Origin of the sequence: Pseudomonas sp. WS 5503 (assembly GCF_012985385.1) — a bacterium.
Classification (GTDB): Bacteria; Pseudomonadota; Gammaproteobacteria; order Pseudomonadales; family Pseudomonadaceae; genus Aquipseudomonas; species Aquipseudomonas paracarnis.
Map to the genome: position 1 here is coordinate 209,070 of NZ_JAAQWI010000001.1, position 14,806 is coordinate 223,875.

Annotated in this window: 14 protein-coding genes; 7 read left to right on the forward strand and 7 right to left on the reverse strand. The window is 58.9% G+C overall.

The genetic code is table 11. The annotated features are described in order from the left end of the window. Positions 1–33: 33 nt before the first annotated feature. Positions 34–327, reverse strand: coding sequence for a hypothetical protein (locus tag HBO10_RS01020; protein ID WP_003189866.1), 294 nt, complete (start codon positions 325–327; stop codon positions 34–36). Between the two features lie 58 nt (positions 328–385). Continuing rightward, positions 386–991: an arylesterase gene (locus HBO10_RS01025; RefSeq protein ID WP_034126728.1), complete on the reverse strand. Its 606-nt coding sequence runs from the start codon at positions 989–991 to the stop codon at positions 386–388. Positions 992–1,001: 10 nt separating this feature from the next. Here HBO10_RS01025 and HBO10_RS01030 point away from each other — a divergent pair, with 10 nt between their 5' ends. Both HBO10_RS01030 and HBO10_RS01035 read left to right on the forward strand, forming a co-directional pair. Beyond that, positions 1,002–1,685: an ABC transporter ATP-binding protein gene (locus HBO10_RS01030; RefSeq protein WP_003189864.1), complete on the forward strand. Its 684-nt coding sequence runs from the start codon at positions 1,002–1,004 to the stop codon at positions 1,683–1,685. Then, a complete protein-coding gene (locus HBO10_RS01035; RefSeq protein WP_034126727.1) occupies positions 1,685–4,195 on the forward strand; it encodes an ABC transporter permease in 2,511 nt (836 codons plus the stop codon). The genes HBO10_RS01030 and HBO10_RS01035 overlap by 1 nt, the downstream gene beginning before the upstream one ends. A 37-nt stretch (positions 4,196–4,232) precedes the next feature. On the opposite strand, the gene greB is transcribed toward HBO10_RS01035, so the two are convergent. Next, a complete protein-coding gene (greB, locus tag HBO10_RS01040; protein ID WP_034126726.1) occupies positions 4,233–4,712 on the reverse strand; it encodes a transcription elongation factor GreB in 480 nt (159 codons plus the stop codon). A 126-nt stretch (positions 4,713–4,838) separates the two neighbouring features. After that, entirely contained in the window at positions 4,839–5,879 is a 1,041-nt protein-coding gene (locus tag HBO10_RS01045; protein WP_034126725.1) for a hypothetical protein, read from the reverse strand. Positions 5,880–6,119: 240 nt separating this feature from the next. Here HBO10_RS01045 and HBO10_RS01050 point away from each other — a divergent pair, with 240 nt between their 5' ends. The 3 genes from HBO10_RS01050 to HBO10_RS01060 are packed head-to-tail and all read left to right on the forward strand — an operon-like array spanning position 6,120 to position 9,545. Next, positions 6,120–7,046, forward strand: a complete 927-nt coding sequence (locus HBO10_RS01050) for an ABC transporter ATP-binding protein (protein WP_034126724.1) — start codon at positions 6,120–6,122, stop codon at positions 7,044–7,046. Next, the gene (locus tag HBO10_RS01055; RefSeq protein ID WP_034126723.1) at positions 7,043–7,768 is read left to right on the forward strand and encodes an ABC transporter permease; all 726 of its coding nucleotides are present in this window, start codon (positions 7,043–7,045) and stop codon (positions 7,766–7,768) included. The genes HBO10_RS01050 and HBO10_RS01055 overlap by 4 nt, the downstream gene beginning before the upstream one ends. A 16-nt stretch (positions 7,769–7,784) precedes the next feature. Then, positions 7,785–9,545: a Gldg family protein gene (locus HBO10_RS01060; RefSeq protein ID WP_034126722.1), complete on the forward strand. Its 1,761-nt coding sequence runs from the start codon at positions 7,785–7,787 to the stop codon at positions 9,543–9,545. On the opposite strand, the gene HBO10_RS01065 is transcribed toward HBO10_RS01060, so the two are convergent. The 3 genes from HBO10_RS01065 to HBO10_RS01075 form a co-directional block, all read right to left on the reverse strand. Continuing rightward, a complete protein-coding gene (locus HBO10_RS01065; RefSeq protein ID WP_034126721.1) occupies positions 9,532–9,840 on the reverse strand; it encodes a hypothetical protein in 309 nt (102 codons plus the stop codon). The two genes, HBO10_RS01060 and HBO10_RS01065, sit on opposite strands and share 14 nt — an antisense overlap. A 259-nt stretch (positions 9,841–10,099) precedes the next feature. Next, positions 10,100–10,534 carry a DoxX family protein gene (locus tag HBO10_RS01070; protein WP_003189852.1) on the reverse strand — a complete coding sequence of 145 codons (435 nt, stop codon included), beginning with the start codon at positions 10,532–10,534 and terminating at the stop codon, positions 10,100–10,102. A 104-nt stretch (positions 10,535–10,638) separates the two neighbouring features. Further along, positions 10,639–12,060, reverse strand: a complete 1,422-nt coding sequence (locus HBO10_RS01075) for a transglycosylase SLT domain-containing protein (RefSeq protein ID WP_034126720.1) — start codon at positions 12,058–12,060, stop codon at positions 10,639–10,641. Positions 12,061–12,296: 236 nt separating this feature from the next. Between HBO10_RS01075 and HBO10_RS01080 the strand changes: the two genes are divergently transcribed. Next, positions 12,297–13,103, forward strand: a complete 807-nt coding sequence (locus HBO10_RS01080; protein WP_034126719.1) for a TatD family hydrolase — start codon at positions 12,297–12,299, stop codon at positions 13,101–13,103. 96 nt (positions 13,104–13,199) lie between these two features. Then, on the forward strand, positions 13,200–14,669 hold the full coding sequence (locus HBO10_RS01085; RefSeq protein WP_034126718.1) for a methyl-accepting chemotaxis protein: 1,470 nt from the start codon (positions 13,200–13,202) through the stop codon (positions 14,667–14,669). The last annotated feature ends 137 nt before the right edge of the window (positions 14,670–14,806 follow it).

Below are 14,806 nucleotides of genomic sequence, written 5' to 3' on the forward strand. Positions count from 1 at the left end.
TTACAGCTTACAGCTTGATGCTTGCAGCTGCTTCTATAACTCGAAGCGCAGCTCCGGCCAGATCGGAGGCGTGCCGCGCTTTTGCGATTCGAGAATTGCCCGGCATAACGGGCAGAGTCGCTGGTCTTGGAAAATCGAGCGGTTGACCGATGACCAGCGTGGCTGTGCCGGCAATAGAGTGCCGCAGAGCGTGCGATCGATCGAGCCGCCCAGTTCCAATTGACGCGCCACCAAATGCACCCGCACTTCCTGGCAGGCGAACAGGTCCAGCTGCTCGTCCGGCTCGATCAGTTGGTAGTTAAACAGGGACCAGGCAGGGCGCGACATCGAGGGCTCCAAATCGGGGGGGCGCCACCTTAGCCGAAAGCCTGCCGGTAGAAAAGCGTCATAACAGCGGTTTTAGCGTTGGCCAGACATTTTCCAGCAACTTGTCTTGCGCCGCGACTGCCGGGTGTAGCCCGTCAGCCTGCATCAACTCCGGATGGCCACCCACACCCTCGAGGAAAAACGGCACAAACGGCACCTTTTCTTTCTGTGCCACATCACCGAATACCTTGGCAAAGGCTTCGACATAGCGCTTGCCGTAATTGGGCGGAATCTGCATGCCCAACAGCAGCACCTTGGCGCCGCTGTCCCGGGACTGCTGGATCATCGAAGCAAGATTTTGTTGCAATTGCGCAGGCGGCTGGCCGCGCAACCCATCGTTGCCACCCAACTCGATCACCACAACGTCCGGTTTGTGCGTTGCAAGCGCCGCGGGCAGCCGCGCGAGGCCTCCCGCGCTGGTGTCTCCACTGATGGAAGCATTGACCACTTTATCGTCAAAACCCTCCTGCTTGAGCCGTTGCTCCAGCAACGCGACCCACCCTTTGCGGGTATCCAGGCCGAAACCGGCACTGATACTATCGCCAACGATCAGGACTGTACCCGCCGCTGCGTTCTGGGCCATACACATCAAGGCCAGGCCAGCACTCAAAAACCACACTCGCATCGGATTCTCCATGGGCGCAAGCATTCTCACCGCGCGAAACCTTAGCAAAGTGGTTCCCAGCGCGGAAGGTGAACTGACTATCCTGCACGAACTGAGCCTGGAACTGAACAAGGGCGATAGCCTGGCTATCGTCGGCAGCTCCGGTTCCGGCAAATCCACGCTACTGGGCCTGCTGGCCGGCCTCGACTTGCCCAGCAGCGGCGAAGTCACCCTGGCCGGGCAAGCCCTGAGCACCCTCGACGAAGACCAGCGCGCACGCATCCGTGCCGAACATGTGGGCTTCGTATTCCAATCCTTCCAATTGCTCGACAGCTTGAATGCACTGGAAAACGTGATGCTGCCGCTGGAGCTGGACGGTCGCCAGGACGCCCGCGAGCGAGCCAAACACCTGCTGGAGCGCGTAGGCCTGGGCCAGCGCCTGACCCACTCGCCCCGTCAGCTGTCCGGTGGCGAACAACAACGCGTGGCGATAGCCCGCGCGTTTGCCGCCGAACCGGACGTGCTGTTTGCCGACGAGCCCACCGGCAACCTCGACAGCCATACTGGCGAACGCATCAGCGATCTGCTGTTCGAGCTGAATAAAGAGAGCGGTACGACCCTGGTACTGGTCACTCACGACGAGCGTCTGGCCCACCGTTGCCGACGCCTGATCCGCCTTGAAGCCGGCCTGATGGTCGCGCCCCTGGAGCCTTGATGGCACGTTTGCCGCTGTTGCGTCTGTTCAGCCTTGCCATGCGTCAGTTACTGCGCGATGCCCGCGCCGGCGAATTGCGCGTGCTGTTCTTTGCCCTGCTGGTGGCCGTGGCTGCCAGCACCGCCATCGGCTACTTTGGTGCACGCCTCAACGGCGCCATGCTGCTGCGCGCCACCGAATTCCTCGGCGCCGACCTGGTGCTCGAAGGCAGCTCGCCGGCCCGGCCCGAGCAAATCAAATCCGGGACCGAACTGGGCCTGGATCACGCTCGTATCGTGGAGTTCTCCAGCGTTATCGCCACCGATAATGGCATCCAGCTCTCCAGCATCAAGGCGGTCAACGAGCAGTACCCCTTGCGCGGCGAGCTTAAAAGCAGCACCGAGCCATTCGGTACGCAAACCCCTGGCGGTGGTCCCAAACCCGGTGACGCCTGGGTGGAAGCACGATTGCTGACGGCGCTGGACCTGAAAATCGGCGACAGCATCGATGTCGGCATGAAGACCCTGCGCCTGGCGCGCATCCTGACCTACGAGCCCGACCGGGCCGGGAACTTCTACAGCCTCACGCCCAGGGTCATGATCAACCTGGCGGACCTGGACGCCACCGGTGTCGTCCAGCCAGGCAGCCGTGTGAGCTACCGCGAACTATGGCGTGCGCCACAAGGCAGCACTGCGCTGCAAACCTATCGCGACCTGGTCAAACCGGGCCTGGCTGCCAACCAGCGGCTGCAGGACTCCCGCGATGGCAACCAGCAAATCGGCGGCGCGCTGGGCAAGGCCGAACGTTACCTGAACATGGCCAGCCTGGTGGCCGTGCTGCTGGCTGGCGTGGCCGTGGCGCTGTCGGCCAACCGCTTCGCCAGTCGACGTTTCGATGCCAGCGCGTTGTTGCGCTGCCTGGGCCTGTCGCGCCGTGAAGCCATGCTGCTGTTCAGCCTGCAACTGAGCGTGCTGGGCTTGCTGGCGAGCCTGGCCGGCGCCCTGCTCGGCTGGCTGGCGCAATTTGGCCTGTTCTACTTCCTGCACGACCTGTTGCCCGCCGACGTACCGCCAGGCGGGTTGCTGCCGGCTGTTGCCGGGATCGGCACCGGACTGGTCGCCCTCGCCGGCTTCGCCCTCCCACCGCTGGCCGCACTGGGCCGGGTACCGCCGCTGCGGGTATTGCGCCGCGATTTGCTGCCTATTCCTTCAAGTACTTGGATGGTCTACGGCGCGGCACTGTTTGCCTTGGGCCTGATCATGTGGCGCCTGAGCCTGGACCTGGTATTGACCTTCGCATTACTCGGCGGCGGTGTAGTCGCTGCGCTGCTCCTGGGTGGCTTGCTGCTGTTGTTGCTACAGAGCCTGCGGCGGTTACTGGCTCGCGCCTCCCTGCCATGGCGCCTGGGCCTGGGCCAATTGTTGCGTCACCCGTTGGCGGCAGCGGGCCAATCCCTGGCCTTTGGCTTGATCCTGTTGTCCATGGGGTTGATCGCGCTGTTGCGGGGCGAATTGCTCGACACCTGGCAAAACCAGTTGCCCAAGGATGCGCCCAACTACTTCGCCCTGAATATCCTGCCAGCCGACAAGGACGCCTTTGGCGCCCGCCTGCTGGACGTCCAGGCACAAGCAGCGCCGCTCTACCCGGTGGTGCCAGGGCGCCTGATCAGCATCAATGGCGAACCCGTGCAGGAGATTGTCAGCAAGGACTCCAGTGGCGACCGTGCCACTCAACGTGACCTGAGCCTGACTTGGGCGGCCGACTTGCCAGCGGGTAACGTCCTGACGGCAGGTACCTGGTGGTCGGCGCAACCCACTGACGGGGTTCCTGGCGTGTCGGTGGAAGCCAAAGTGGCCGAGAGCTTGAAGCTCAAGCTCAACGACCATCTGTTGTTCACCATCGGCGGGGAAAATCGTGAAGCGCGGGTCACCAGCCTGCGTACCATCAACTGGGATAACTTCCAGCCCAACTTCTTCATGATTTTCCAACCGGGCACCTTGAAGGATCTGCCCGCGACCTACCTCACCAGCTTCTATCTGGCTCCCGGCCATGACCAACAGATCGTCGACCTGTCACGGGCCTTCCCGGCGGTCACTATCCTGCAGGTCGAGGCCCTGCTGGAGCAGTTGCGCAGCATCCTTGCCCAAGTAACGCTGGCAGTCGAATACGTGCTGTTGTTTGTCCTCGCGGCGGGCATGGCGGTGTTGTTCTCTGGCCTGCAGGCCACCCTGGATGAACGAATCCGCCAGGGTGCATTGCTACGCGCCTTGGGTGCCGAGCGTAAGTTGCTGGTCAAGGCCCGACGCATTGAGTTCGGCCTGCTGGGCGCCGTCAGCGGCTTGTTGGCGGCACTGGGCACCGAACTGGTGACCTGGGTGCTGTACCGCTATGCATTTGACCTGGCGTGGCATCCCCACCCGTGGTTGTTACTGCTGCCCGTAATCGGTGCCTTGCTGATTGGCGCTGCCGGGGTATTTGGCACGCGCCGCGCACTGAATGCCAGCCCGCTGACCGTTCTGCGCGAAAGCTGACCCCCGATGGCGCGTACTCTGCCAAGGGTACGTGCCATCAGGCCGGCTTTACATATTCGATCTTGGTGATCCACCAGCACACCTCTCCGCCCGGGGTCTGTACGACTGCCTCGTCATCCACCTCCTTGCGCAGCAGGGCCCGTGCCATGGGTGAGTCGATGGAGATGTAATCCATACGGTCGTAGATCTCGTCATAACCCACGATGCGAAAACGCTTGGTCTCGCCCTGTTCGTTTTCGATTTCGACCCATGCGCCGAAAAACACCTTTCCCTCCTGCTCGGGCATGTACTCCACCACCCGCATGTCTTCCAGGCGTTTGCGCAGGTAACGCACCCGTCGGTCGATCTCGCGCAGCAGCTTCTTGTTGTACTGGTAATCGGCGTTTTCACTGCGATCTCCCAGGGAGGCTGCCCAGGTCACTTTACGCGTGGTATCCGGACGTTTTTCACGCCATAGGTAATCCAGCTCTTTTTTCAGCGCTTCATGACCCTCTTTGGTAATCAGCTTGGTACTCAAACGCTCACATCCCCAGGCAATATCTAATGGTGCCGATACGCCAGGGCATCATGCCCAGGCAGCGGCTGGCTGGGACTGATGATAAATGAACCCTGGAAAGTATCCAGGCCGGCGCCTCCTGTAACCTCACCCATGGCCCTCCAGGACTTGATCCAACTCAAGCAGCATGCCCTGCATGCGCTGGCGCATGCCGGACAGCTGCAACATCATCATTGTCAGTTTTTCGGCTTTCTGACTGACCTCCAACCCCTGCTTCTGCAAATAGGTATGGCGCTGCTCAAGTTCACGGCCTTTTTCATCCAGTTGGCTCTGCTGCTGTTGCAGGGACGCCTGCCACTGTTCAAGCATTTGTTCTTTCTCGAGGACGGCGCATTTTTTTTGCGTCAACTCTTGGGCGACCTTGGCCAGATTGCTCAGCGCGCTGTCCATTTCAAGCAAAGAGGTATGTTCCAGGTGGGCAGGCGGGTCCAAGTGGTCGGGCTCGGGTGGCTCCAGCCGCAGGTTGTTTGGCTCAAACTGACTGTCATTTTGTTCATCCGGGACAGGCGGCGCACTGGTCTTGACCTGCAACTGTGGGATCGCGGCCAGCGACTGCGCCGGCTCTTCAAAGGTGTCTTCATCCATAGGCTGCGGCACAGCCGTGGGTGTGCGCGGATTTCGGGGCGGCGCAACCATTTGCGACGAAAAGCGAATGGAAGGCACGATCACTGCGCTGCTTTCGATCGCAGGCAACGCCGGCGCAGACATACCCAAGGTGATCACCTTCATGACCAATGCCTTCTTGATGATCACCGAGTGATGATCCTCGGGCCTGGCAGGCGGCAGCCGGCAGCCCTTCAAGTCAATAAAGTGAAAGGGAACCTCAGCGTCGCCAATCGAGCTTGCCTTCGCACCTGACGCGGCCGCCATCATCAGGATCTGCTTGAAGACCTGCATCGCTGATTGCAGGTCCTCTTTTGAATCAACCCCCCCCAGAAAATAGCGTTCGAGCTTTTTACGTAATACCGCGATATAGACCCGGGAGTGACCGGGTTCGGTCTCCTCATCCAGGCTATACACGAGAAAGTTGGACCCGGCTTGCGTGACAGCGAACCCACAAAGCAACGCGCCGTTAACGGGCGCGTCTTCGTCGTTACGTTCAAGAACAAGAGTACGTAGAAGCATCATGGCAATCAGGCCTCATTACAAAAGAAAAAACCTTATATAAACACCAGATAAACATCCGAGCTTTAATAAGTCTTCCAAACAAAACAATTGTTTCAGCGAATTATCGAGCCGAACGTAGGATTCTTCTTATTAGTTACGTCTCGCGTTCCCAAGCCACTTTATTGAACGTACCCTTTTTAAAGCTCTCTCCCATACGGCCGGCACCTCTCACACGCCCTGCAAAACTTATTCGGTAAAAATATGATCGAGATAAGCAACTTGACAAAACAGCTGGGCAAAAAAAGCGTTATCACCAACCTCTCCTTCTGCGCCCAGCGCCAGGAGTGTGTGGCCCTGCTGGGAGAGAGTGGTGCAGGAAAAACAGCACTGCTGAGTTTGATTGCCGGGGCAATCAAACCTACTTCAGGACAAATCACTATCCAAGGCTTCAGTACCCAGACCCATTCACTCCAAGCCAAAAAAGTCGTTGGCTATCAACTCCAGGACGGCCTCAATCATCACAGGATGTCCGTCAGGCATATGCTCAATTTTATTGCCGCTATTCGCGGTTTGAGCGGTGTTGAAAAGCGCAGTCGAGTCGAGCAAGTAGTCACGCGACTGGAACTGCTGCCCGCGCTCAACTGCCCGATCGATGTGCTTCCACTTGGCTTGAAGCGCAGAGTCGCAATGGCCCAGGCACTCCTGCACTCCCCAAGCCTGCTTCTGCTGGATGAGCCTACGGAGGGACTATGTCCTGATCAACGGCTCAAGTTCAGGGCACTCATCCAATCCCTGACCGAGGAAATGACGATCATCATCGCCTCCCGCCGTTACCAAGAGTTAGCGGATACCTGCACCCGTGCCCTGGTCATCGCCGGTGGCCGCCTGGTGGCCGACGCTTCACTGGCGGATTTGCAACGCAGCTCCCGGCATTTCCAGGCTGTGACCCTGGCGGCGGACACCCCGCTGGATTTGCTGGCGCTTGCCGTATTACCTGGCGTCGCAGGCATCGAAGAAGACCGGCATGCCCCCGGCAAGGTGACTGTTCTGGCCATGCCCGGGCACTCCATCTTCCCTTCAATCAACGCGCTCATCACCCACCGTGGCTGGAACATAACGTCAATGAATCTGGAGCCGGGTCGCCTGAACGATGTCGTTCACCATCTGAGCCATGAGGTAAATCCTTGAGACTGCTAGCCATCATTTTCAAACGACAACTCGCCAGCTTTGCCTCGTCACCGAGCACTTATCTGAGTGTGGCGGTTTTTCTCGTGCTGGGTGCGACGATGGGGTTGCACAGCCATCACTGGCTGGAGCAAAACAGCAGCGATTTGCAGGCTTTCTTCGAACTGCATCCATGGCTCTATCTGCTACTGGTACCGATTTTATCGACGCAGTTATGGTCCGACGAATCCAATACCGGCTTTTGCGACACATTGAAATCCTTACCCGTCACTCCGACGCAGCGAGTGGTTGGAAAGTTTATGGCGGCATGGATCGTCTGTGGCATCGCTTTGATGCTTAATTTCCCTTGGGTGATGGCTGTCAATTATCTTGGCACCCCCGACAATACCGTTATCGCATCACAGTTCTTCGCCAGTTGGTTGTTGGCGGGAAGCTATCTCTCTGTAGGTTGCTTTGCCTGTGTGCTGACGAACCAACGCGTTATGATTTCCCTCTTGACGCTGTGCTTGTTGCTGGCCGCCAGTGGGATATCTTCAATGTTGGATGCACTGGAACAGCAGACCCCCATATGGATTATCGACAGTTTGATATCCCTTGATCCGATTTCCCGCTTCAGCGCGATGGATAACGGCAAGTTGACATTGCATGACTGCCTGTACTTCATAAGCATGATCTTGGCTTTTCTGTTTGCGACCACCCTCACACTCAACTACAGAAACAGCTGACATAGGAACGCCACTGATGGGATCCGCTTTTCGCGCGGGTATGACATTGATCGTCATATCACTACTGTTTCTGGCATTCAATTTAGTCTGGGTACCCAAACTGCCAACTGTCCGTTGGGACTTTTCCCAAGAAAACACCCACACCCTATCGCCATCGGCGCGGCAATTACTCGTTTCACTTGAAAGCCAACTGGACTTATATTTCTTCAACACCCTCAATGCACCGCAAAAAAAACCGGTATTGAAACGTTATGGCCGGCGCGTGGAAGACTTGCTCAAGGAATTCGAAAAAGCTGCCAACGGCATGATCAACTTACATATTATCAACCCCACCCCGTTCTCTGAGGACGCCTATAAAGCCAGCTTGTTTGGCCTTGATGACACACAAGGATTCCTTGGCCTTATCGGTACGCGTGCCGGCCAGGGCGCCCAACGCATCCAAGCGTTCAACCCTGAGCATGAATCATTGCTCGAGTATGAAATCAGCCACCTGATCTACAAGTTGATGCACCCTGACCGCCCCACTGTTGGCCTACTGTCGGGACTGCCCTTGGGCAAATCGGCCGGAGGGTTACTGGAGTTGATGCGCGAGCAATTCAATGTGGTGGAATTGGCAGCGAACATCACCCAAGTACCGCCCTCCATGAACACACTGATGGTTGTACAGCCACACGCTCTATCTGGTCGAGCCCTATATGCCCTTGAGCAATGGGTACTCAAAGGCGGCAAGCTGATGATGTTCATCGACCCGGTGAGCGAGATAGGCGCCGACGCCATATCCACAAACGCCAGGCTGGATGCGCTGCTGACCGCATGGGGTATCCAGATGCCTGCGGACAAGTTGCTGGTCGATAATCTTTATGCCTCATCAGCAACGCCCGACACCGGAATGCCCGCGGTACTGCACCCGGCCAGGCTACATCTGCCAAGGCAGGCAATGACCAGGACGGATATCAGTACCTGGGGACTGCATTCGGTCATCGTATCGAGCAGCGGCGCGCTCTCCTTGGCCCCCAAAAGCCGCTCGCTGTTGACCCCGCTTCTGCTGAGCTCACGCCAATCGGCATTGGTGGACGCAGAACGCTTTGCTTCCGCTACCACGTTCGACTCACTCATAGATGAATCAGCGACTTCAGGACAGCGCCATGTCATCGCCGCCCGCCTTGACGGGCCCGCTTATTCAGCGTTTCCCGACGGCCTGGAGGGCCAGCCGCCCGGGCTGCAGAGGGCAGAACAGATCCAGATGGTGATCGTCGCCGACACGGACTTGCTCGCGGACACGCTCAACAACGCCCTACCCAACGGCAACGCGCAGTTTGTATTGAACACGTTGGATAATCTGGCGGCGCCCGAGGCACTCAGAAATATTCAATCCCGTGTGATGCGCCAACCACTGCGCAGGCTAGAACACATGCGCGACGAAGCCGCACAGGCTTATCGCAAAAGTGCGACTGCGATGGAGCGACGACTTGAGCAGACAGAACAAGCATGGCGCAGGTTGAACCCACCCCACACCAGCCTCATGACCCAAGCCGTGGATACCACTACCCAGTTGCAGGCACTCAACAAAGAGCGCCTGCAATTGCCTATCGAGTTGCAGGCGCTCAAGACCCAGGCATACGCCCCGCTGCTGCGTTTCGAACGATATCTGCAATGGCTGATGGTCGCCACAATACCGCTGCTGCTGTGCCTGATTGCCTGGGTACTTTTCCTATACCAGCGAAGGCGTCGAACATCTACGTTGGCGGCCTATCACCAGTCGCTCAGCGACGGGTAATCAGGCCTTGGCGGGCAATGCGTGTCAGTTGATGGATCACCTCAACGGCGTTGCTGGCATTCGGTGCCTGGATCACTGCCAGGTCGAAACTATCGCTGGCAAAACGGGCCAGGGAATCGCCGTCTTCAACAAACTGGATCAGGAACGCCGAAGGTCGACCGGAACGGCGTGGCCAGCCGTCCAGATAACGCAGCAGCGTCGGCTGGTGCTTACCGCCCAGAAGGATTTTCGGATTGCGTTGAGTCAGGTCCGCGGTGATCGGGGCCAGGCGTATGAGAGGGCGTAGTGCATTCATCGTGTCGTGTCTCTGCCTCAAAAGTCTGCGGGCAGGTGAGAGGCAACACCGAACCAGCGCTTTAGCGGTATTTCGAAGAACGCCCTGCGTGAGCAAGCGTGCTTCTGTCGGGCTGCATTGAGTCCCAGTGGCGCCCCGCAATTAGCTGTTTAAATCGGCGCATGAGCAGCATCCTAGAGAAGCCGGTGGGGCAGTGTCAAGAATCCCGGGCAACGAAAAGGCCCGCATCAGCGGGCCTTCTGTACAGCTTGCTAAACGATCAGTGAGTGATCGCGCGGTCGACAGACAATTTGCCCGCCCCTTCCAACAACACCGCCAACGCGCCGCCGAGCAACGCCAGTGCGAACTCATAACCGTTGTTGGCCATGAACAGCCCGTTGTGGATGTGTACAGAGAAAATCGCCACCAGCGTCAGGAAGGTCAGGCCCAATGCGGCAGGGCGAACCAACAAACCGATGATCAGGGCCAGGCCGGCGAAGAACTCGGTACCGCCCGACAGCAGCGCCATCAGCGTGCCCGGCGCCAGGCCGATGCTTTCCATCCATTGTGCGGTGCCCGCCAGGCCACCACCGCCAAACCAGCCGAAGAGTTTTTGCGAACCGTGGGCAGCGAAGATGATGCCGACGAAAATGCGCAGAATAGTCAGGCCATAACCGGCGCGAGTGGACAGTACACGGGTAATCATTGGGCTCATGGGGGTAAATCCTTTTCCAGGTAGGGGTTGGTTGGCCGCTATATTAATCAGTTTAAACAATGATAAAAGCCAAAATATTGCCTAATTGACATCTAAAAATTCGATTATTTACGCGATGCAATTTTAGCCGCGGGCGGCTCCAGGGACTCCCGCTGCCGATCGAACGCCAAATAATACTTGTTGACGCTATTAACATAGCTGACGCCGCCCATCCCTACCTGCTCCATGGCAATGCGTTCAACCTGGAAGAACCACTGATTGGGGTTAAGCCCACGGCGCTTGGCCTCGGTGCGCATGCCCTGTACTCGCTCCGGCCCCATGTTGTACGCCGCTAGCATAAAGGCCATGCGCTCACGCTCATTGAGCTTGGGGCTGGCGAAAAACTTGCGGCGGATCATCGCCAGGTAACGTGCCCCCGCTTGCACATTATTGTCGAGCGTCTCGATATTGTTGACCCCCACCCGTTGGGCCGCCGACGGCGTGATCTGCATCAGGCCGGTAGGGCCGCCGCTGTTGCGTGCGCCTGGGTCCAGGGAAGACTCCTTGAACGCCAACGCCGCCAGGTTCAGCCAGTCCATACCTTGCTCACGTGCATGTTTTTGCAGGACCGGGCGCAGTTTTTCCAGGCGCTGGCGGTCAGCCCGCGCCAACGGGTTACGTACCTGGTAGAGGCGTCGATAGATACGCTGGAATGCCACATCCTGGTCGGAAGGCGTGTGATAGGTCTTGAGAAACCGATCAATGCTGGCGCGCAGCATCGAGGCATCCTGGCGCACAAACCAGAACTCGTCGCCCGGCTCGCTGATCACCACCTGCTTGTCAAAGCGCAACTTGGGCAGAATTTTCGACCAGCGTTGGGCAATGGGTTTTTCCACGATCGTCAGGTGAAAAATCCCGGCCTGCACCATCTCCAGGACGTCTTCCACCGCCAGGCTGGGGTCAACCCATTCGACTTTCACAGGGGGGCGCTTGTGCAGAGCCAGTTTTTGATTGACCTGACTGATGGCATCCGCCGCCGCACTGCCCGTGGTCAGCGTCAGCGTGCGACCTGACAGTTGCTCCAGCCTGGTAAAGCGTCGTTCACCCTTGACGCCCACCAGCCACAACGGCACATCGCTGACAATCGGGTCGCTGGCGCTGACCTTGTGCACGCCCTTCACGTCCAGCAACTCACCGGGCGCCACCAGGTCGCCCTCGCCACGGGCCAGCGCGCCGAGTAACTGGTCCTTGGCCTTGGGGATGATCTTGAGATTGATGGCCTGCCCATCACGGGCATGGCCATTGAGGTACTGCTCGAAGGCACGCAACCGATGGTATTCGACACCGATGGCCTGGCCCTGCACTTCACCGGAACTGTTGCGGCTCTGGTTGACCAATACGCGCAGAGTGCGGCTGGAGCGAATTTGCGCGAGGTCGCGGACCTTGCCGGGCTTGGCCACTTGCAGCGGCCCATCCAGACGTGCGACCGCCGCCATGGGCAGCAGCAACGTCAGGCACAACATAAGCAACGCCGAGGGTCGGATCATCCGCTCTCCGAAAAGAAAACTGGCCAGCACCTTCGCGAATAACGACGTGCTGGTGGTCAGAAACAGAGCGCTTTATGCGCTGGCAAGGCGTGCAACGGCGCCACGGTGGTAGGCAATCGGCCCACCACAATGTCGCTTGCGACGTTCAAAGACAGCGTTAACGCGTTGTAGTTCTTGGTTTTTCTTATCAATCTACAGCTCTGATATGCTTTCCGGCCGCAGGCGGAGATAGCACCATGCAACTCATTGATATTGGCGTCAACCTGACCAACCCCAGTTTCGACGAGAGGCACACGGCCGTTCTCGAACGCGCTTACGCCGCTGGCGTGCAGCAATTGGTGCTCACCGGCACCAGCGTCGAATGCAGCGAACAGGCACTGCAATTGTGTGTAAAACTCGACGAAAGCGGCCAGCGCCTGTTCAGCACCGCCGGCATTCACCCTCACTCTGCCAGCGAATGGAACAGCGACAGCGCCCAACGCCTGCGCAGCTTGCTCGCCGACAGCCGAGTGCGCGCCGTGGGTGAATGCGGGCTGGATTTCAACCGTGACTTCTCCCCTCGCCCCCGGCAGGAAAAAGTCCTCGAAGAACACCTCGCCCTGGCCGTCGAGCTGCAACTGCCGGTGTTTCTCCATGAACGCGATGCCAGCCAGCGCCTGCTGGAGATCCTCAAAGACTACCGCGACCACCTCCCAGCCGCCGTGGTGCACTGCTTCACCGGTGAACAGGCAGCACTGTTCAGTTACTTGGACCTGGATTTGCACATTGGCATCACGGGCTGGATCTGCGACGAACGCCGTGGCACCCACCTGCATTCGCTGGTCAGGGAAATTCCCGGTGGCCGTCTGATGCTGGAAAGCGATGCGCCCTATCTGCTACCACGCACCCTGCGCCCCAAGCCGAAGAATGGTCGCAATGAGCCGGCGTACCTGCCCGAAGTACTGCGCGAAGTGGCCCTGCACCGTAACGAAACGATGGAAGATCTGGCGTTGCACAGCACCGCCTGCGCCCGGCGCTTTTTTGGCTTGCCTGCCATCGACTGATGCGGCGCATTGACCCATATCAAAAGCGCTGTTCTGAATAGCGGCACAATAATGGCACCTTGCCAATACCGTTTCCGCTATCAGAGAAAACCTTCCATGGGTGCCTGGCTTAGCAATATCTCGCTCAAATACAAATTCTGGGCCGTCAACGCGGTCGCCTTCATCACCACCCTGCTGCTGGTGCTGTACGCGGTACAGCTTGAACAACAGGCGCGCAGCCAGGCATCGCAAGCATCGGCCCAGGCCCAAGGACGCTTGCTCAGCGCCTGGCCAGCCGACAGAACGTTGCCCACTGGTGAGCACTGGCTCGCATTTTCCAAAGGCCAGATCCCCCAGGACCTGCCCGCCCTGAGCACTGCCAACGGCTGGACTGAACTCAACCCCATGCCGTTGTTCGGTGAAAACCCGCTGATCGGCGCCGAGGTGATCAGCCGGGCCGACGGCCAGCAGGTCGCAGTCCTCGCCTACGCGCCGAGCCTGAGCCAGGTGTTCAGTGAACGCTTCGCCAATTACGCCGTTGCCGTGGCAGTGCTGATGCTAGCCATGCTCGGCGCCTCGCAGTTGTTGATCCGCTTCCTGCTCAGTCAGCTCAACACCCTCAAGGATGTAATGCTGCACGTTGAAAAAACTGGTGACCTGTCGGCGCGAGTGCCGTTGGCCTGCAAGGATGAAGTCGGCCAGATGGCCAGCGCCTTCAACGCCATGCAAGCCGGTTACCAGCGCGTGGTCAATACCGTGGCACGCACCGCCCGGCAACTGGACGACGGCGCCGCACGCCTGGCCAGCAGCATGAACGAGGTGCAACACGGCATGCTGGGCCAGCAAAGCGAAACCGACCAGGCCGCCACCGCCATCAACGAAATGACCGCCACCGTCTACCACATCGCCCAGCACGCAGGCGCCACCCGTGACTTGTCGCAGTCCGCCGACACCCTCGCCGGCAGCGGCCAGGCAGTGGTCACCCGGGTACAGCGTTCGATCGCCGGGCTGTCCAGTGGGGTACAGCAGACCGCCGAAATGATCCAGAAACTGGCCGAAGACAGCCAGAAAATCAACGGCGTGGTCGGGGTGATCCACAGCATCGCCGAACAGACCAACCTGCTTGCCCTCAACGCCGCCATCGAAGCCGCCCGCGCCGGGGAAATGGGTCGCGGTTTCGCGGTAGTCGCCGACGAAGTGCGCAACCTGGCCAAGCGTGTGCAAAGCTCCACCGACGAAATCACCCGCATGGTCTCGGCGCTGCAAGCCGGCACCCGCGACGCAGTGGATTTCATGCAGGAAAGCTCATTCAAGGCCGATGACTGTGTCCAGCAGGCTCAGGAAGCAGGTGTGGCCTTGGCTGAAATCACCGGGGCCGTGGCACAGATGCGCGAAAGCAACACCCAGATCGCCGTGGCCGCCGAGCAGCAAAGCCATGTTGCCGAAGAGATGAACCGCGCCGTGGTGAGCATTCGCGATGTGACCGAAAACACCGTACATCAAACCGTGGCATCGGCGACTACCAGCAATGAACTGGCGACGTTGGCCGGGGAGTTGAGCAAGGCGATTGGGCAGTTGAAGTTGTAAGACTGTTCCAGCTGTAATCCGACTCCTACGACCAAGCCTCGGTTTACCTGAAGTTAAGACGAAGTTTCCTCGCTATTTCCGCGCATAACGCCGACTTCTTTTACCTGACAACCGCTGCAAAGTCCCTCGCCTGATCA